The sequence below is a fragment of the Ruegeria sp. YTSA135 genome, from assembly GCF_059610165.1.
Genome location: NZ_JBXWNC010000001.1, coordinates 114,554 through 133,842 on the forward strand (window position 1 = coordinate 114,554; position 19,289 = coordinate 133,842).

Consider the following 19,289-nt stretch of genomic DNA (forward strand, 5'->3'; position numbering starts at 1 on the left):
AACCAGCTCAGACTCTCACCGCTACAGCCCCGGTCATCAAAACAGCAATGCTCCAGTGGTAGGCAGAAGTACGGAATAGACGCTTGTCGATGCAGTAAGGAACAATCGGTTGCGCTTCGGCCCACCAAAACAGACGTTTGAGACCTCTTCGGGGATGAATATCTTGCCCAGCAGCGTCCCATCAGGGTGATAGCAATGAACGCCATCTTTTGCGCTCGTCCAGATGCGATCCTGGGTATCGATCCGGAACCCGTCAAAGACGCCTGCTTCGCATTCCGCAAATATGCCCCCGCCTGAAAGAGTTCCGTCAGCGCCGACGGAGAATGCCCGGATATGGTGTTCTCCGCTGGGATAGCGGGTGCCACCGCTGTCTGCGATATAGAGCGTCTGTTCGTCTAGCGAGAAGGCAAGGCCGTTGGGACAGGCAAAGTCACTTGTCACCTTTGTGATGTCACCGGTTGCAGGGTCCAAGCGATAAACATGCTCACCGTCGAGCTCAGATTCAGCTTGAAAGCCTTCGTAGTCCGATTCGATTCCATATGCCGGATCACTGAACCAGATCGTATCGTCAGACCGCACAACCACGTCATTCGGGCTGTTGAACCGCTTTCCCTCAAAGTGGCTGGCCAAAGTCGTGACAGAACCGTCATGCTCAATCCGAGTAACACTTCGCGTTCCATGCTCGCACGCGACGATCCGTCCTTGGCGGTCGAGCGTGGACCCGTTGGTATAGCATCCAAGGCCCGAGCGGATGTCTGCAACAGCCTCTGTCAGTTCATCCCAACGAAGCCTTCGATCATTTGGGATGTCGCTCCAGATAAGGAACCGGAACGCCGGGGAATAAACGGGCCCCTCGGTCCACTTACCGCCCGTCCAGATTTGTTCGATTGGCTCATCCAACTTGATGCTGCGTGCAAACCTTTTATCGCGGATTTCGTAGTTTTCTGTCTTCGTCATTGGAAACGCCATTCCAGCTTGCTACATATTTTGTAGCAAGCTAAATCACTATAGAAAGTATAGCAAGTGACCAAGATACCAATCCCAGGGCAGCCCGTGCGGGGATCAAAAAGCGGTGCGCCCATTATGGCGTTGTTCGATCTCATTGGACGGCATTGGGCCATGGGTGTGATTTGGACCCTGAGCGAAATCGGACCATGCACGTTCAGAAGGCTGCAAGAGGAATGCGAAACAATCTCACCCGCGGCTTTGAACACACGCCTCAAGGAACTGCAGGCAGCAGGTTTCGTGCATCGGGTAGACGCCGGATACGCGGCAACGGATTTGGGCTATCGTCTTTACGCGCACCTCCGCCCTCTGGGCGATTTCAGCAAGGAATGGGCAAAGCACTTGACCGCGCCGGACGACCAAAGCAGGTCAGCATCTTAACCTTGCGCAGCGAGTTGGCCTATCCATTCGGTGCACAAGTGCATCCGTGACCAGCACTTAGTTGAGCGCGTTAGCGTTTTTCGACTAAAAATCTTTTGCACCCACTGGACGGCGCAGAAACGGGTTGCTATACGGCGCGAACCGTTCCGGCGTAGCTCAGCGGTAGAGCAGTTGACTGTTAATCAATTGGTCGTAGGTTCGATCCCTACCGCCGGAGCCATTTCCAACTTTCCCCGATCAATCCGCCAAGGCGTTTTCGAATTCCGTGCGAAGTTTTCGCTTTAGAACCTTTCCCGTAGCATTCAGTGGCAGGGCGTCCACGAACACAACTTTATCCGGCACTTGCCACTTGGCGATCTTGCCGTCGTAAAACGACAACACATCCTCTTCGGTTGGATCCTCGCCTTCGGCTTTGACGGCCACCAACAGCGGGCGCTCGTCCCATTTTGGGTGGGGAACGCCCACAACCGCCGCTGTCGCGAGTTGGGGGTGCGCGACAGCGATGTTCTCTAACTCGACCGAGCTAATCCACTCTCCGCCTGATTTGATGATGTCCTTGGACCTGTCGCGGATTGTCATGTACCCGTCAGGGTCAAGCGTTGCGACATCACCCGTTGCAAACCACCCATCCCGAAGCAAGTCTTCATCCTGCATCTGGAAGTAGCTGTCCAAGACCCAGTGCCCGCGCACCATAAGATCGCCTTGGGTCTTGCCGTCATGTGGCAAATCATTCCCATCATCGTCAACGATCTTCAATTCGACGCCATAGCACGGTCGCCCCTGGCTTTGCCTAACTTTGTGCTGTTGTTCAGGCGGCAGTTGGCGGTGCTTGGCCAGTGGGTGATTTGCAGTACCCAACGGGCTCATCTCGCTCATACCCCAGGCGTGAATAGTGTCGACGCCATAGGCTTCACGAAAGGTTTCGATCATCGAAGGCGGGCATGCGGCCCCACCGATCACCGTCCGTTCAAGGCTGACCAGTTTGCTGCCGGATTGTGCAGCATATGACAGCAGTCCTTGCCAGATTGTCGGCACCCCCAGCGCCAAGGTTACGCCAAATTTGTCGATCAGATTTACCAGTGCTTCACCGTGCAGATCCGGCCCCGGCAGAACCATGCGCGACCCCGACATCGCACAGGCATAGGGCGACCCCCACGCGTTTACGTGAAACATCGGAACCACTGGCATGACTACATCCATGGCCGAGTAGCCAACGACGTCGCGCGTGTTCGATCCAAAGCTGTGCAGCACTGTTGAGCGGTGTGAGTAAAGAACACCTTTCGGGTGCCCAGTCGTACCTGAGGTGTAACAAAGGCTGGACGCTATGTTCTCATCAAAGCTAGGCCACTGGTATCCTGCATCGCCGGTTGCAATCAGATCGTCATAGAACTTCACATCGGGAATCTGAGCGATTGCATCCTCGTTTCTTGGCCCCATAAGAACGAAATGCTGCACATCCGGCAAATGCTCATGCAGGGACGCAACCAATGGGATAAAGGTCGCGTCAAAGAACAGAACCCGATCTTGCGCGTGATTGATGATATAGTTCAATTGCTCGGGGAACAGCCGCGGATTGATCGTGTGGCAAACAAATCCAGCCCCGGACGTTCCGTAGTAAATCTCAAGATGCCGTCGGTTATTCCAGGCCAGCGTCCCGACCCGCGCCTGCGGCTCCAGCCCCAGCGCGGCCAGTACAGATGCAAGCTTCCGCGCGTTTCCTGCAATCTGGGCCCAACTGTTATCAGTCACCGTGCCATCGGTCTCGACTGAAAATATCTCGGTCTGACCATGATAGCGTTCGGCGTGGTCAATCAGTGACGAGATCAGCAAGGGCTGCGTCATCATCTGTCCCAGCATGGGCCTTCTCCATTTTTTACTCCCGACGCGCATCGGGTGTTTTGCTTTTTCTAAGTTGGAACCCTGCCAATCATTTAATTGTCTGACAATAAGAGATTTGGGCTTTCCCCGTGCGCAATCTTGTTACCATCGACAGCTTAGCCCCGGTGGCGTAGTGCGTAGGCGACCAAAGCCGCGGTCGATCCATCCTTGCCGCTAGCGGTTTCTTCACCATCCACGATTGGACCTAACGAGGTCGCAAGCTCTTTGCCCAATTCGACACCCCACTGATCGAACGAGTTGATCCCAAGCAAGACGCCTTCAACAAAAACGCGATGTTCGTACAGGGCGATGATCTGACCAAGTACGAATGGGGTCAGCTTTGGGAAGATCAGGGTTGAAGACGGTCGGTTGCCCGGGAAAACACGATGACGGGCCTGCCGATCCAACTCTGCACCAGTCAGCCCGTTTTCCGCCATGCGCTGACGCGCTTCGTCCAGTGAGCGACCCCGCATCAGCGCCTCGGACTGCGCCAGACAATTGGCCAATAACAAGCGATGGTGGTGGGTCAGTTCCGGTTCATGCCCCCGTGCGGCCACCATGAACTCGCAAGGGATCACGTCCGTGCCCTGATGGATCAATTGATAAAAAGCGTGCTGGCCGTTGGTGCCGGGTTCCCCCCAAACAACGGGGCCAGAGGCAATGGTTAATGAGCTTCCGTCCATCGCGACAGACTTACCGTTAGACTCCATTTCAAGCTGTTGAAAATACGCCGGTAGCCGCAGCAAACGTTGATCATAGGGCAAGACAGCGCGGCTGGTATGGCCAAGAACCTGACGGTGCCAAATACCAACCAAAGCCAGCATCACCGGCATGTTCTCTGCCCAATCGGCGGCGCGAAAATGGACGTCCATCGCCTGCCCGCCACGCAGGAAAGCGTCGAAGGCGTTCGATCCAACCGCGATCATCACCGGCAATCCAACCGGTCCCCAGACCGAGTATCGTCCACCGACCCAATCAGCAAAGCCAAATACACGCTCGTCTGGGATACCAAAGGCTTTGGTCTTGTCCACGGCGCTGGACACGGCAGCGAACTGCATGCCCGGATCACCTCCGCCGTCTTCCATCCATGCGCGCGCCGTTCGGGCGTTGGTCATGGTTTCGATCGTGGTAAAGGTTTTGGACGCCACAATCACCAGCGTCCGCGTCGGATCAAGCTGCCGCAACGTATCGGCAATATGCGCCCCGTCCACGTTTGACACATAATGCACCTGTGGACCATCGTGATACGGGGCCAGCGCGTGGGTTGCCATCACGGGGCCAAGGTCCGAGCCGCCGATGCCGATATTCACAACATCGGTAAAGCTGCCCCCTGCCCCGGAAACTGCGCCACCGCGCACCTCTTCGGCGAACACGCGCATCCTTTGCAGCGTGTCCAAAACGTCTGGCATGACATCAAGCCCATCGACCTCGATTGGCCCACCGTCCAGGTTACGCAATGCCGTGTGCAGAACCGCGCGCCCCTCGGTTTCATTGATCTTCACGCCCGCAAACATGGCTTCGCGCCGGTCACCGAGGTTAGCCGCCTCGCAAAGGTCGATCAGGGCCTCCCGAATTTTTTTGTCGATCTGTGTTTTGGAATAGTCAAACAGCAGATCACCGGTGGACGCTGAAAACGTCTCGGCCCGGTTCACGTCTTTGGCGAACAGATCAAGGATTGTCCGCTCTTTGCTTGCAGAAGCCAGCGAGATGAGGGTGTCCAGTTGCATAACGCCTACTCCGCCCAGTGAACTGTCATGCCGCTGAGAACTGCGGCGATTGGAGCCTCTTCCGGTGGCAGTGACATGGCGCGATCCAACGCATCCCGTTTCGCGGCACCGAATATGATCAGGTGTTTCGATAACGCACCATCCAACACGGGCGCTGTCAGGGTGATCCGAGCCTCGGGCTGAACTTCGGTCCGTGCGACGGCCAGAGGGGGCGCGTTGCCGTCTAACGCGGCCTCAAGCCCCGCCATTCCGGGGAACAGGGACGCGGTGTGCATGTCTTCACCCATCCCCAGAACCAGCACGGACAACGGCCTGATCGGAGCGATCAGGCTTTCGAGTTCAGGCAACACATCCTCGGGGTCCTTACCCGGCACGTAAAGGGGGATATACTGCGCCACAGAGGCCCGGTTGGTCAGCAACCGCTCGCGGATCAGACGTTCGTTCGAGCGTTCGTGATCGCCCGGTACACATCTTTCGTCCGTTGGTAAAACCCGCACCCTGTCCCATTCAAGGTCTGCTGCGCAGAGCACATCGAAGATCGGACCGGGCGTTGTACCACCCGGAACGGCCAGTGATACCAATTCGTGATTCAGCAAGGCGGATTCCAGATTGCCCGCCAGAACGTTCGCAACGTCGATGGCCAGCATATCCCGGTCAGCGTATTCTTGTAGTTTCATGGATTAATCCCTTGCCAGCGGCGACCGTCTCGTTTCATCAGCAGCTCGGCGTCGCCCGGGCCTGTGCTGCCACTTTCATAAGGTTTGGGAACGTCCCCACGCGCCTGCCAGCCTGCAATAATCGGGTCGGTCCAAGCCCATGCGGCCTCGACCTCATCCCCGCGCATGAACAGCGTCTGGTTGCCGCGGATGACATCCATCACCAGCCGCTCGTAAGCGTCAGGCGGGTCTTGGTTTTCCGGGCCCAGTGCCTCGGCAAAACTCATATCCAACGGCACATCGACCAAACGCATCCCGCCCGGACCCGGTTCCTTGATCGTTACCTTCAACGTAATGCCTTCGTTTGGTTGCAGCCGGATGGACAACACATTGGCATGTCGCCCGGCATCAGCGCCAAAAATCGAATGCGGAGCGTCTTTGAACATCACGTTGATGACCGAGGACCGTTCGATCAGTCGCTTACCTGTGCGCAAGTAGAATGGTGTCCCGGCCCAACGCCAGTTGCTGACATGGGCGCGCAGGGCCACATAGCTTTCCGTGGTCGAGCGCGGGTTGCCTACGGTATCCCGATAGCCCGCCACGCCCGGCCCCGCCTCAAACTGGCCGCGTACGATGTGGTGCGGTTCAACCGGATCAAGCGCGCGGATAACCTTGAGCTTTTCGTCGCGCACTGCATCGGGATCGAATTTCGCCGGAGGCTCCATTGCAATCAGGCAAAGAAGCTGCATCAGGTGGTTTTGCATCATGTCGCGCATGGCCCCCGCACGATCATAATACTCCTCGCGCCCGTCTATACCGACGGCCTCGGCAACCGTAATCTGGATGTGATCAACATACTGGCTGTTCCAGAGCGGTTCGAACAGCATGTTGCCAAAACGAACCGCCATCAAGTTCTGAACCGTTTCCTTGCCCAGATAATGATCGATCCGGTAGATCTGCCCTTCAACGAAATGCGCGGCCAGAGTCGCGTTCAGCGCCCTCGCGCTTTCCAAGTCGTGACCGAATGGCTTTTCGACGACGATCCGTGTTTTCGGCGTCGCCAAATCGTGATGCTTGATCCGTTCGGCCAACTGGCCAAACAGTTGCGGCCCCACCGAGAAGTAAAAGGCCCTTACCCGGTCATCGGTAAGCTTGGCCGCCAGCCTATCCCAAGCGGTGTCCGAAAGTGCATCCAGCGGAACATAGTCGACCCGTTGAATGAAGGTATTCAGCGCGTCGGCGTTCCGCGACTGTGCTGGCGCATGGCTGCGCAATGACTCGGCAACAACTTCGCGGAACGCATCGGGAGTATACCCAGCCCGGGCCGCACCGATAATCTGTGCATCATCGGGCCATTGACCCGCGCAAAACCGCCGGAAAAGTGCCGGAAGAATCTTGCGCTGTGCAAGATCGCCGGTACTGCCAAAGATGACCAAATCAAACGGGTCCACAGGTATGACACGAGAAACCATGTGTTTTCCCTACCTTACCCCTGCTGTCATGTCTAATGTTAGCGCAATCATTTTTGAACTTTTTTCCGATCTTCAAAACTCTGTCAGATGCGGTCTGATGCCCTTAACTAACCCACCCCAAAGCGCTAAGTCGATTGATAGCCTTCAAAGAACCGGATACTGGAATGAAAGACAACGCCCCTCAGGCTGCCAATATCGGCAAGTTTCAGAACAAATTAGTAACAGCTGACGGGCAAGCGCGGGCGTCCGTTCCACTGCGCAATCCAGAAACGCTTTGGTTCAATACGGGCACGTTGTGCAATATCCAATGCGTCAACTGCTATATCGAAAGCAGTCCGACCAATGACGCGCTGGTCTATATCTCGGCAGACGAGGTGCGAGACTATCTGGAGCAGATCAAAGCCCGCAACTGGCCTGTGCGCGAAATCGGCTTCACTGGGGGTGAGCCGTTTATGAATCCCGAAATGATCGACATGACCCGCGCGGCGTTAGAACGCGGTTACGACGTGTTGATCCTGACCAACGCAATGCAGCCAATGATGCGCCAAAAAATGCGCGATGGCCTGCTTGAATTGCAACGTGACTATGGTGACAAGTTGACCTTGCGGATTTCAGTCGACCACTACCGCCATGAATTGCATGATGAAGAACGGGGCAAAGGCAGCTTTGCCAAGACCCTGACCGGCATGAAATGGCTGCGCGACAACGGGTTCAACATGGCCGTTGCTGGCAGGACCGTGTGGGGTGAGAGTGACGCAGAGAGCCGAAACGGCTACGCTGCCTTCTTTGCTGAGCACGATTTTAGTATTGATGCGCAGAACCCGAGCGAGACCGTTCTGTTCCCCGAGATGGACGGAACCGTCGAAGTTCCCGAAATCACGACCGCGTGCTGGGGTATTCTGAACAAGTCACCTGATGCGCTCATGTGTGCCAGCGCCCGCATGGTGGTAAAGCGCAAAGGTGCAAACAGACCTGCGGTTCTGGCTTGCACCCTACTGCCCTATGCGCCCGAGTTCGAGATGGGACATACTCTGGCCGAGTCTGAGGCCGACGTACATCTCAACCATCCGCATTGCGCCAAGTTCTGCGTTCTGGGTGGTGCAAGCTGCTCGGGCTGATCAGTTCAACTCGGGCGATTTCCAAAACTTCGTGCCTGATGCTGCGGCTGATACGCGCCAGCCTTTCTTGCCCAACACAAAGAATGACCGTCCGTCGGTAAAGCGGACTGTCTCACTCGTCCGGTCCTCGCCATGCATCGCATCGGTTCCGGCTGTGGCGTCATATCCGTGTTCAATGAATCTCTGAAAATCGGCCTGCGTTTCGAACATGATCACGAACTTACTCTCGAACCCGCCGATACCCATGGCTGCGCCAACACCACCCGTTCCCATATTCATATAAATGCGCTCCCCAGTCTCGTTCGAGACTGCAACCCCTCGTCCATACCCGGCCGAAACCGGAAATACCGTCACTTTGCGCGAGTCGAAAACTGCATGCCCTGCGCTGATGGCAAACAGGCTGTCGGCCTCGGGATTTTCAGCCAACAATTGAAACAGAACCTCGTCGGCCATAAGGTCCAGCTTGACGCGGGTTTCTTCCGGAGTGGCTTCGTTTGTCACCAGATCGGCCGTGGAACTGACTGTTTCATCAACCGCGTTGGCGCCTTTTTCAAGCGTGCCTCCTACGGCCTCAGCCCCACGCCCAATCGCGTCAGCCGTGCCCTCGGCACCCTTTTTGATTTTATCCAGAACGCCTTGGGCGAAAACAGGCCCGGTGATGAAAAGGGCAGCAGCTAGGAACAGATATCGGAGCATAAAGCGAAGCCTCGCGTAACCACTTATCTGATTGTCACTTTAACCCAAAAACAAGTTTTGACAGCATCTCAATTTCTACTGGCCAAAACTACCGGTCGGATCCCTAGTTCAATCTGAATTCACCGACCATGTTGCGCCATTCGCCGGGCGCGATCATCTTGCGGTGCGTGAACCGGACCGAATGCAGCGGACCTTCAATTTCACGCTGCCAGAAATCAATGAAATCAAATAGTTTCGGATGGTCCGGCGCCAGATCGTATTCCTGCCAGATAAACGTGTTCAAAACGTGGATGTAGTCGGGCATATGGTAGAAGAATTCCGCCGTCGTCAGCCCGTATCCCTTGAGCATCAATTCGGTTTCGCTTTGCTTCATGCAGACCTCCGGTTTTCGTGCAAGGCCCGTTTAGAGTACCACAAAAATATCCTAATCCTTAGATAACAATATGTTACTCTGGTGTTACGGGGTTTTTCGCACACAAAAAGGATGCTTGCTTGCACCTTATGTGCCAGGTCTGATAAGGTGCATCCACAAGATATAGACCCTGCACAAAGAACGGGCAGTTTACGTGAGCGATACGCCAGAAACCCCAGAAAACATGGATGAAACCCCGCCCGAGAGGCCCGTCTACGATGGCCCGACGGTATCCATCGAATCCGAGATGCGAACATCCTATCTGGATTACGCCATGTCGGTTATCGTCTCGCGCGCGATCCCTGATCTGCGCGATGGGCTCAAGCCCGTGCACCGGCGCATTCTCTACGCCATGCACGAGACGGGAAATACACACGACAAAGCATACCGCAAATCCGCCCGACCCGTTGGCGACGTGATGGGTAAGTACCACCCCCACGGCGACAGCGCGATTTACGACGCTCTGGTACGGATGGCGCAGGATTTCTCGATGTCGCTGCCTCTGCTGGATGGTCAGGGCAACTTTGGTTCGATGGACGGCGATAACCCCGCCGCCATGCGATACACCGAAGTGCGGATGGACAAGCCCGCCGCCGCCCTGCTGGCAGATATCGAAAAAGAGACGGTCGATTTTCAGGACAACTATGACGGCAAGGACCGGGAACCTACAGTCCTACCGGCGCGTTTTCCGAACATGCTTGTCAACGGTGCCGGCGGTATTGCCGTGGGCATGGCTACGAATATCCCGCCACATAATCTGGGCGAGGTGGTCGACGCCACTTTGGCTCTCATCGACGACCCAGACCTGACGTCGGAGCAACTGATCGAATACGTCCCCGGCCCTGACTTCCCGACCGGCGGCGTGATGCTAGGCCGCTCTGGCGCGCGCAAGGCTTATCTGGAAGGCCGCGGTAGCGTCATCATCCGCGCCAAGACCCGCGTGGAAGAGATCCGCAGAGACCGCTATGCGATTGTAGTGGACGAAATCCCGTACCAGGTGAACAAAGCAGCGATGATCGAAAAGATCGCTGAGGCCGTGCGCGAAAAACGTATCGAAGGCGTGTCTCATGTTCAGGACGAATCCGACCGCAACGGTGTCCGCGTGGTGGTTGAGCTAAAACGCGACGCAACACCCGAGGTGGTGCTGAACCAGCTTTATCGTTTCTCGCCGATGCAGACGTCCTTCGGCTGCAACATGCTGGCGCTGAATGGTGGCCGGCCAGAACAGCTAACCCTGCGCCGGTTCCTGACCTCGTTCATCGACTTCCGCGAGGATGTCGTTGCCCGCCGCACCGCCTATGACCTGCGCAAAGCGCGCGAACGCAGCCACATCCTGTGCGGATTGGCCGTGGCCGTTTCGAACGTTGACGAAGTGGTCGCCACAATCCGGTCGTCCGCTGACGCCGCGGAGGCGCGCGAGAAGCTGATGACCCGCCGTTGGCCCGCTGCCGAGATCGAAGGCTATCTACGCCTGATCGACGACCCTCTGTCCAAGATGAACGACGATGGCACCTATAACCTGACCGAGGTTCAGGCCCGCGCAATCCTTGACCTGCGCCTGCAGCGCCTGACCCAAATCGGCGTCAAAGAGGTCACGGACGAGTTGGAGGAATTAGCCTCTAAGATCAAGGAATACCTTGATATACTGTCCTCACGTGAACGCATCATGTCAATCATCGCGGATGAGCTGCGCGATGTGCGAAACCAATTTGCCGTGCCGCGTCGCACCGAGATCGTCGACTGGTCCGGTGATATGGAAGACGAGGACCTGATCGAGCGTGAAGACATGGTCGTCACCGTCACGTCCGGCGGCTACATCAAGCGTACGCCTCTGGCTGATTTCCGCGCCCAAAAGCGCGGCGGCAAGGGCTTGTCGGGAATGCAGACCAAGGAAGAGGACGTTGTAACGAACCTCTTTGTTGCGAACACGCATACACAGCTGTTGTTCTTCACGACCGAAGGGATGGTCTACAAGCTCAAGACCTGGCGCCTTCCACAGTCCAGCCGGACCGGTAAGGGCAAGGCCATCGTGAACATTCTGCCGATCCCGACCGGTGTTTCCATCGCGGCGATCATGCCCGTCGATGTGCCAGATGAAGAATGGGAGAACCTACAGATCGTGTTCGCCACCAGTGCCGGTGACGTGCGGCGCAACCGCCTGTCGGATTTCACCAATGTCCGCCGCAACGGCAAGATCGCCATGAAGCTGCCAGAGGATGTCGAACTGGTAAACGCCCGTATCTGCTCGGAAGATGAAGATGTGATGCTCGTCACAAATTCAGGCCGCGCGATCCGGTTCCGGACAACGGACGTGCGCGTTTTCAACTCACGTGAGTCGACAGGTGTTCGTGGGATCAAGCTGACAAATGGCGACCGGGTCGTTTCGATGTCGGTGATCCGCCACTTTGAAGCGGGACCAGACGAACGGGCAGCCTACCTCAAGATGCGCCGCGCTGTGGCGGGTATCGCTGACGACGGCGAAGCCGATGAGGATGAAGCAGCACCAGGCACCATTACGCAAGAGCGTTATGCCGAAATGTCTGCTGCAGAAAACCTGATCCTGACAATAACTGCGGGTGGCGCAGGTAAGCTCAGCTCCAGCCACGATTATCCCGTTCGCGGGCGTGGTGGTATGGGCGTAGCCGCGATGGACAAAGCCATGCGCGGCGGTGAACTCGTTGCCTCATTCCCAGTGGAAATCGACGACCAGATCATGCTTGCCACCTCAAAAGGCCAATCAATCCGGGTGCCGGTCGACGGTATCTCATTCCGTTCCCGCAGCGCGGGCGGCGTCAAGGTGTTCAACACCGGAAGAGGGGAAGAAGTCGTCAGTGTCGCCTGGATCGCCGATCAGGGCGATGAGGAAGCCGAAGAGTAACGTCAAGGCCCCAAAGCACGTGTTTTGGGGCCTTCAGTTTCCCGTAAGGTCATCATTCGCGCTATACGCCCGTCTGAATACACTATTTTTCGACCCATACATTGACTTGGTACGCGGTGCGCACTGAAACTCGCTGTCAGATCGGTTTGTGATTATCTGTTGGTGTGTGTGAGGTGCGATCCAAAATGAAGGTTATTGCCTGCTATTCCAATAAGGGCGGAGTGGGTAAGACGGCAACCGCAGTCAATCTGGCGTATTCCCTTTCAACGGCAGGCGTTCGGACGCTGTTATGCGACCTCGACCCTCAGGGCGCGTCGGGGTACTACTTTCGCCTTAAACCTTCCAAAAAACTGACCGACGCGCGGTTCTTTGACGATGCCAAACAGGTGCGGAAGGCGATAAGAGAAAGCGACTTCGAAAACCTCGACATCCTGCCATCTAACCCTAGCTATCGTGAATTCGACATTCTGTTGTCACAGATGCGCGGGGGTCAGCCCCACCTGGGTCGGGCTTTGTCAGGGGTCGAAAAGGATTATGAAGTTGTCGTGCTGGATTGCCCGCCGAACCTGTCGCTTTTATCCAGCCACATCTTTGAAACGGCGGACGCAGTTGTGGTGCCGGTCATTCCAACAACCCTGTCTCAACGTACGTTAGAGCAGTTGATAAGGGTGTTCCGAAAAAAGAACCTGCCGACAAAAAAGCTCCACTGCTTCTTTTCGATGGTCCAGCGGTCTAAGAACCTGCATCAGGACACCATCGCGGACATGAGAACTGCATATGGCAAAAGGTTTCTCACGGCTCAGATTCCGTTTGCGTCCGACGTGGAAAAAATGGGGGTGCACCGAGCCCCTGTTATGGTGACGGCGCGTAGCAGCCCCGCAGCCCGAGCTTATGTAGCGCTTTGTGAAGAGTTGATTTCTCGTGTTTTCAAAACCTAAGCAGAGCTGCCAGCACCCGTCTGTTCGACAGCTTACAAACTGTAAAGCGCTCCATATTTTTCTTCAAGATAACTAAGAAACGGCTCGGGACCCGCTTGCATGCCGCAAGCGCGCTGGATGGTTTCACGCGGGGTGTATAGCCCGCCGTGGCGTTGCAGATTCTCGCGCAGCCAGCCAGTTGCGCCAGATGTATCACCCTTGGACAATTGAGCATCCAGATCCGGCACTGCGTCGCGAAGGGCTTGATAGAGGCATCCGGCGTAGACATTGCCCAGCGAATAGGTTGGAAAATACCCGAACAGCCCAACTGACCAATGCACATCCTGCAAACACCCGTTCGAAGGTTTATCGACGGCATAGCCGAAATCCGTCTTGAACCGGTCGCTCCACGCCGTCTCAAGATCATTCACGTTAAGGTCTCCGGACATCAGGGCGCGCTCAAGATCGAACCGTAGCATGATGTGCAGGTTATACTGCACCTCGTCGGCCTCGGTGCGAACATAGCCGTTATGGACTCCGTTGACGGTGGCGTAAAAGGCGTCAGCGTCTGAGATTCCAAAATCTCCGAACGCATCAATCATCTGATCGTACAACCAACCGGTAAATGCACGTGAGCGTCCCAGTTGGTTTTCGTAAATTCGGCTTTGGCTTTCGTGCACGCCCATCGACACGCCCTGCCCCAGCGGCGTGAGCGTATAGGCCGGGTCAATGCCCTGTTCGTATGCGGCGTGGCCGACCTCGTGAATGGTCGAGTAGAAACAATTGAACGGGTCGGTCTCGCTAGTGCGCGTGGTGATCCGCACATCCAGTCCGCTGCCCGAGCTGAACGGATGCACGGCCTTATCCACGCGACCGGTATGCAAGTCATAACCAAATGTCGTTGCCAGTTTCTGCGACAGACGCATTTGGGTCAGTTCGTCAAATTTTCCGGCCAAGACCTGCGGCGCGGGTTTTTCAAGAACCGCTGCGCGCAGGGCCACCAATCGCGGACGCATCTGGTCGAAAATCTCGGAAATCTGCGCACCGGTTGTATAGGGCTCATAGTCTTCGACCATCGCGTCATAGACGTCGCCACCTTGCGCCAACGCCGCGCCTTCTTCGCGTTTCAGCGCCACAACTTCTGTCAGAACGGGCAAAAACGCGCCCACGTCTTCATCCGCGCGGGCCTGCGCCCATGTGCCCTGAGCGGCAGAGGTCACGCGCGCGATTGCTTTTGCCAGATCAGCGGGCACTTTCACCGTCCGCTCATAGGTTCGGCGAATGTCGCGCAATTGGGCGCGGGCGACGTCATCTTGCGGGTCGGCTTGCTCCAGCCATTCAGCCACGCGCGGGTCAGATCGGCGCGCGTGCAAAACAGCCTCGATCGCGGCCATTTCCTCAGCACGCTGAGGCGCCGCACCACGCGGCATCACCGTTTCCTGGTCCCAACCCAGCCGCCCGGCAATCTGCCCCAAGGCCGAGGTTTCACGCTGGAAGGCCATCAACTCGTCGTAGGCGCTCATCTCTTTAAACTCCGCGAATTGAGGTCACGATTGGGTATGCGGTCAGGAAACGCGCCCGCAGGATGAGGGTCCAAACAACAACGGCCAGAAACTGGTGGACGATGGCGATCTGCCACGGTGCTGCATAGACGACCGTGACGATGCCGACCACGACCTGAAGGGACAGCGCGGCAAACGCGGCATTGAAAGCAAATCGCGTCTGTGGGTGCGCGCTTTTGCTGCCGCGCCGCCAGACGATGATGCCGAAGATCAACAGAAGGTAACCCGCGCAACGATGAATGAACTGCACCAGACCAGGACTTTCAAAGAAGTTGCGCCACATCGGCTCAAGCATCGTGGCGTCAGGAGGCAAAATCTGACCGCCGATAAGTGGCCAATCGGTGTAAGACCGCCCGGCATCTATACCAGCGACCAGCGCACCGATGAGAATCTGCAAAAAGGTAAAGTGCAGCAGTCCGGTGGACAGCGAGAACAGTTTGGCCTCTTTCGCACGGCGGGCCTGCATCAGATCACGTTCATCGCGACCCAGTTCAAAGATGTACCACGCAAGAAACCCGAGGATCACAAAGGCCAGCCCCAGGTGGGTCGCAAGCCGATAGCTGGCAACGGCAGTCATCCCCTCGCCCTGCGTCACGCCCGAGGCAACCATCCACCAGCCAACAGCGCCCTGAACCCCGCCCAGAGCACCGGGAATCAGCAGTTTACCCGTCCAACCCGTGGGGATTTTGCGCGCAATCAGAAACCCAAAGAACCCAAGCGCCCAAACCAGACCAATGACACGGCCCAGTTGGCGATGGCCCCATTCCCACCAGTAGATAAATTTGAAATCGTCCAGCTCCATCCACTGGTTCTGGATGCGCCATTGGTCGATCTGTTTGTATTTGTCGAACTCAGACTGCCAATCCGCCTCATTCATCGGCGGAATAGCCCCTGTGATCGGGCGCCATTCAGTGATCGACAGCCCACTATCGGTCAGGCGGGTCAGCCCGCCCACCGCGATCATCACCACAACCAGCGCGAACAGGATCATCAGCCACGCTCGCATCGCTTTGCGTGCTCCACCACGCCCCCGGTCAAGCATACCCGGTTGAACGGCCTGTTGTTTTTCTGTGTCTGAGACGTCTTCGAAGATGCTGCGCTTACCGCTCATGCTGTCCTCATGTCCTTGATTTCGTCGCAAGCTAGGGCCATCAAGGGCGAAGGTCCAGCCTCAGCCCCTGTCCTTCCAGCGGACCATCTGACGCATGATCCCGTGCAGCATCTGCACATCCGCGCGTGTCATCCGCATCCGCGACCACAGATTGCGCAGGTTGGTCTTCATGCCTTCGGCCTTTTCGGGCGGGTAGAAAAAGCCAGCCTCGTCCAGCCGATCCTCATAGTGTTCGACCAGCTTCTCAACCTCGATCCCGGTCGCCCAATCGCCTTTGCCCAGATCGGTGGCCTCATGCACCACATCACCGGTTTGACGCATCCACTCATAGGCCGTCAGCAACACGCATTGGGCAAGGTTAAGCGACGCGTATTCCGGATTTACCGGCACCGAGATTATGGCGTTTGCCTTGGCGATGTCCTCATTCTCAAGCCCTGCACGTTCTGGCCCGAACAAAACCGAGACCTTTTCCCCAGCCGCCACTTTCTGAGCCGCGATCTGCATTGCCCGTTCGGGGCTGTAGACCGGTTTGGTCAATCCGCGTTGCCGGGCCGTGGTGGCGAAAACAAATGTGCTGTCTGCCAGCGATGCGGCCAGATCGTCAAACAACTGCGCCTCGTCCAGCAACCGGCCAGCGCCGCTGGACATCGCTACGGCCTTTGGGTTCGGCCATCCGTCGCGCGGGGCTACGATCCGCATCCGGTCGAGTCCAAAATTCCACATCGCCCGCGCGGCTGCACCGATGTTTTCCCCCATCTGAGGGCGCACGAGCACAAAGGAAGGCTGAGATTGATCGCTGGGCATAGCTGTCTCCGAAAACTTGGCCTGCTGTAATCGGCGCGCTGGCCCAGGGCAAGTCATCCGGGCCGCCAATTGCGCCATATAACGGCATAAAAGTTTGCTTCCTCGGCGCAATCCGCTAAACCGCGCCAAAGACTGAAAGCGAAGGACGCGCCAATGGACACCCCCGAGCAGCCGCAGATTTACCTGATCACTCCGCCAACCATCAAGCTGAGCACCTTCCCAGACCGACTGGCCAGCGTGCTGGACGGGGCCGAGATCGCCTGCATCCGGCTGGCACTGGCCGGCGGGGACGAAGACGCCATCGCCCGGGCCGCCGATGCCTGCCGCGAGGTCGCGCATGCCCGTGATGTGGCGCTTGTGATCTCGAACCATGTTCTGCTGGCGCAGAGGTTGGGTCTGGACGGGGTGCACCTGGACGATGCCGCACGCTCGGTCCGGGCGGCGCGTAAGGAACTGGGTCCAGACGCCATCGTCGGCAGCTTTTGCGGGGCCTCAACCCATGACGGCATGACGGCTGGTGAGGCCGGTGCCGACTATGTTGCGTTCGGTCCGGTTAGCGCTTCGGCACTTGGTGACGGCACCAAGGCCGAGCTGGACCTGTTTCAATGGTGGTCCGAAATGATCGAAGTCCCCGTCGTCGCCGAAGGTGGCTTGACCCCTGAACTTATCCGCGACCTTGCCCCTTGCACCGATTTTTTCGGCATCGGCGATGAGATCTGGTCACAGGATGACCCGCTTGCCGCACTGCAAGCCCTCACCAACCCGATGTAAGCGTTAACTCTTGCGCCCATTCAAGGGCTGCGGCATGAGATCGACATGACTCAGAACAGTGAAATCCTGTGCATCGGCTCGGTCCTCTGGGACGTGATCGGGCGGTCTGCCAGCGCGATGCGGCAAGGCTCGGACGTGCCGGGACGGATCACGCGCCTGCCCGGTGGCGTGGCCATGAATATTGCCATGACGCTAGTCCGGTTCGGAATGACCCCAACACTACTGACAGCCATTGGCCGTGACCCCGAGGGCGACGAACTGGTCAACGCCTGCGCCCGGTTGGGGATGGTGACGGACCATGTTTACCGGTCGCAGGATTTGCCAACCGACCGCTACATGGCTGTCGAGGGCGCAAACGGGTTAATCGCCGCAATTGCCGACGCGCATTCGCTGGAAGCCGCCGGGGCCAAGATATTGAGCCCGCTGATGGATGGACCGTTGGGGCGAACCAACAAACCTTTCGATGGTCTGATCGCCCTCGACGGCAACCTTACTTTAACCTTACTGGAAGAAATCGCGCAGAGCCCCGCCTTTAAACAAGCTGATCTGCGCGTTGCCCCGGCCTCTCCCGGTAAGGCGGAACGACTGCTCCCGTTCCTTCAACACTCTCGAGCGACGTTATACGTCAACCTGGAAGAGGCCGGTATCCTGTGCCAGCGCGAATTCACCGATTCTGAAAGTGCGGCCAAAGGGTTGTTGGACCGTGGCGCGCTGAGGGTTCTGGTCACGGATGGCGGCAACTCGGCCACTGTTGGCAGTGCTGATGACCTTCTGACCCAAACTCCCCCCTCTGTTCTGGTCACGCGCGTGACCGGCGCAGGAGATACTTTCATGGCGGCGCATATCGCATCCGAGGCTGAAGGCGCCACAAGCGATGAGGCGTTGAACCGTGCCCTGCACGCCGCTGCAACTTATGTTTCCGGAGAAACCCCACTGTGATCGACATCCAATATTCCGCCGAGGTCCGCGCCGCAAAAGACGCGGGGCAACCCATCGTTGCGCTTGAAAGCACCATCATCACGCATGGAATGCCCTACCCGCAGAACATCGAGGTGGCGGCGCAGGTTGAACAAGACATCCGTGACGCCGGTGCTGTGCCAGCCACGATCGCCGTGCTCAAAGGCAAGCTTCATGTCGGCTTGGAAGCGGATGAGTTGAAATCACTCGGTCAGGCACAAGGTGTCGCTAAGATATCCCGCGCGGACATGGCCGCCTGTATTGCGACCGGCGGAACAGGTGCGACCACCGTCGCTGCGACGATGATCGCGGCACACTATGCCGGAATTGAAGTTTTCGGCACAGGCGGTATCGGCGGTGTGCACCAAGGGGCAGAAACATCGTTCGATATCTCGGCAGACCTTCACGAACTGGCTCAAACCCCGGTCACGGTCGTCGCGGCAGGTGCCAAAGCAATCCTCGACCTGGCCAAAACGCTTGAGGTCCTTGAAACGCTGGGCGTTCCTGTCATCGCTCATGGTCAGGACGAATTCCCAGCCTTTTGGTCTGCCAAATCGCCGTACGCGGCACCGTTGCGGATGGATAACGCCGATGACATTGCCAAGGCCCACGCCACGCGGCGCGCACTTGGCCTGCCGGGCGGCCAACTGGTCGCAAACCCGATCCCGGACGCAGACCAAATTCCGGCCGAAGAACTGGCTCCGATCATCGCTTCGACCCAAGCCGACGCCGACGCACACCGGATAACAGGAAAAGGCGTCACGCCCTACTTGCTGCAACGAATCTATGAACAGACCGAGGGCCGTTCACTGACGGCGAACATCGCATTGGTGCGCAACAATGCCCGGCTTGCAGCCAGAATCGCAATTGCCCTGACGAAAACTGCCTGAATTCTTTCTATTGTACCAAGACCCCGGACTGCTTAATTAAATCGGCAAACCACT

At 57.3% G+C, this 19,289-nt stretch carries 17 protein-coding genes and 1 tRNA gene; 8 read left to right on the plus strand and 10 right to left on the minus strand.

The window, feature by feature from the left end:
• Positions 1 to 36: 36 nt before the first annotated feature.
• Positions 37 to 957, minus strand: a complete 921-nt coding sequence (locus tag AC2FIT_RS00545; protein ID WP_496825653.1) for an SMP-30/gluconolactonase/LRE family protein — start codon at positions 955 to 957, stop codon at positions 37 to 39.
• Positions 958 to 1,023: 66 nt separating this feature from the next.
• On the opposite strand from AC2FIT_RS00545, the gene AC2FIT_RS00550 reads away from it, so the two are divergent.
• The gene (locus AC2FIT_RS00550) at positions 1,024 to 1,386 is read left to right on the plus strand and encodes a winged helix-turn-helix transcriptional regulator (protein WP_496825655.1); all 363 of its coding nucleotides are present in this window, start codon (positions 1,024 to 1,026) and stop codon (positions 1,384 to 1,386) included.
• A gap of 145 nt (positions 1,387 to 1,531) precedes the next feature.
• A tRNA-Asn gene (locus AC2FIT_RS00555) sits at positions 1,532 to 1,606 on the plus strand.
• A 17-nt stretch (positions 1,607 to 1,623) separates the two neighbouring features.
• On the opposite strand, the gene AC2FIT_RS00560 is transcribed toward AC2FIT_RS00555, so the two are convergent.
• The 4 genes from AC2FIT_RS00560 to zwf all read right to left on the minus strand — a co-directional run bounded on the left by AC2FIT_RS00560 (position 1,624) and on the right by zwf (position 7,119).
• Positions 1,624 to 3,243, minus strand: coding sequence for a long-chain-fatty-acid--CoA ligase (locus AC2FIT_RS00560; RefSeq protein WP_496825657.1), 1,620 nt, complete (start codon positions 3,241 to 3,243; stop codon positions 1,624 to 1,626).
• Between the two features lie 137 nt (positions 3,244 to 3,380).
• On the minus strand, positions 3,381 to 4,991 hold the full coding sequence (pgi, locus tag AC2FIT_RS00565; protein ID WP_496825659.1) for a glucose-6-phosphate isomerase: 1,611 nt from the start codon (positions 4,989 to 4,991) through the stop codon (positions 3,381 to 3,383).
• A gap of 5 nt (positions 4,992 to 4,996) precedes the next feature.
• Positions 4,997 to 5,668, minus strand: coding sequence for a 6-phosphogluconolactonase (gene pgl, locus AC2FIT_RS00570; protein WP_496825661.1), 672 nt, complete (start codon positions 5,666 to 5,668; stop codon positions 4,997 to 4,999).
• Complete coding sequence (zwf, locus tag AC2FIT_RS00575; protein ID WP_496825663.1) at positions 5,665 to 7,119, minus strand: glucose-6-phosphate dehydrogenase; 1,455 nt, start codon at positions 7,117 to 7,119, stop codon at positions 5,665 to 5,667. The genes pgl and zwf overlap by 4 nt, the downstream gene beginning before the upstream one ends.
• Positions 7,120 to 7,283: 164 nt before the next feature.
• Here zwf and AC2FIT_RS00580 point away from each other — a divergent pair, with 164 nt between their 5' ends.
• Positions 7,284 to 8,237, plus strand: coding sequence for a radical SAM protein (locus AC2FIT_RS00580; RefSeq protein ID WP_496825665.1), 954 nt, complete (start codon positions 7,284 to 7,286; stop codon positions 8,235 to 8,237).
• Here AC2FIT_RS00580 and AC2FIT_RS00585 read toward each other — a convergent pair whose 3' ends face one another.
• Positions 8,238 to 8,933, minus strand: a complete 696-nt coding sequence (locus tag AC2FIT_RS00585) for a lipid-binding SYLF domain-containing protein (protein WP_496825667.1) — start codon at positions 8,931 to 8,933, stop codon at positions 8,238 to 8,240.
• Positions 8,934 to 9,036: 103 nt separating this feature from the next.
• Complete coding sequence (locus AC2FIT_RS00590) at positions 9,037 to 9,306, minus strand: usg protein (RefSeq protein ID WP_068331526.1); 270 nt, start codon at positions 9,304 to 9,306, stop codon at positions 9,037 to 9,039.
• 193 nt (positions 9,307 to 9,499) lie between these two features.
• Between AC2FIT_RS00590 and gyrA the strand changes: the two genes are divergently transcribed.
• A complete protein-coding gene (gyrA, locus tag AC2FIT_RS00595; protein WP_496825669.1) occupies positions 9,500 to 12,223 on the plus strand; it encodes a DNA gyrase subunit A in 2,724 nt (907 codons plus the stop codon).
• Positions 12,224 to 12,408: 185 nt separating this feature from the next.
• Positions 12,409 to 13,161, plus strand: a complete 753-nt coding sequence (locus tag AC2FIT_RS00600) for a ParA family protein (protein WP_496825671.1) — start codon at positions 12,409 to 12,411, stop codon at positions 13,159 to 13,161.
• 32 nt (positions 13,162 to 13,193) lie between these two features.
• Here AC2FIT_RS00600 and AC2FIT_RS00605 read toward each other — a convergent pair whose 3' ends face one another.
• Genes AC2FIT_RS00605 through AC2FIT_RS00615 form a run of 3 tightly spaced genes read right to left on the minus strand, consistent with a single transcriptional unit; the run spans position 13,194 to position 16,617 of the window.
• The gene (locus AC2FIT_RS00605) at positions 13,194 to 14,663 is read right to left on the minus strand and encodes a carboxypeptidase M32 (RefSeq protein ID WP_496825673.1); all 1,470 of its coding nucleotides are present in this window, start codon (positions 14,661 to 14,663) and stop codon (positions 13,194 to 13,196) included.
• Between the two features lie 4 nt (positions 14,664 to 14,667).
• On the minus strand, positions 14,668 to 15,813 hold the full coding sequence (ctaA, locus tag AC2FIT_RS00610) for a heme A synthase (RefSeq protein WP_496825675.1): 1,146 nt from the start codon (positions 15,811 to 15,813) through the stop codon (positions 14,668 to 14,670).
• Positions 15,814 to 15,873: 60 nt separating this feature from the next.
• Positions 15,874 to 16,617, minus strand: a complete 744-nt coding sequence (locus tag AC2FIT_RS00615) for an RNA methyltransferase (RefSeq protein ID WP_496825677.1) — start codon at positions 16,615 to 16,617, stop codon at positions 15,874 to 15,876.
• Between the two features lie 153 nt (positions 16,618 to 16,770).
• Between AC2FIT_RS00615 and AC2FIT_RS00620 the strand changes: the two genes are divergently transcribed.
• From AC2FIT_RS00620 to AC2FIT_RS00630, 3 genes are read left to right on the plus strand one after another with little or no spacing between them, the layout of a single operon-like run.
• Entirely contained in the window at positions 16,771 to 17,388 is a 618-nt protein-coding gene (locus AC2FIT_RS00620; protein WP_496825679.1) for a thiamine phosphate synthase, read from the plus strand.
• Between the two features lie 45 nt (positions 17,389 to 17,433).
• A complete protein-coding gene (locus tag AC2FIT_RS00625) occupies positions 17,434 to 18,327 on the plus strand; it encodes a PfkB family carbohydrate kinase (RefSeq protein ID WP_496825681.1) in 894 nt (297 codons plus the stop codon).
• Positions 18,324 to 19,235 carry a pseudouridine-5'-phosphate glycosidase gene (locus AC2FIT_RS00630; protein ID WP_496825683.1) on the plus strand — a complete coding sequence of 304 codons (912 nt, stop codon included), beginning with the start codon at positions 18,324 to 18,326 and terminating at the stop codon, positions 19,233 to 19,235. Before AC2FIT_RS00625 ends, AC2FIT_RS00630 begins: the two co-directional genes overlap by 4 nt.
• Positions 19,236 to 19,289: the final 54 nt, after the last annotated feature.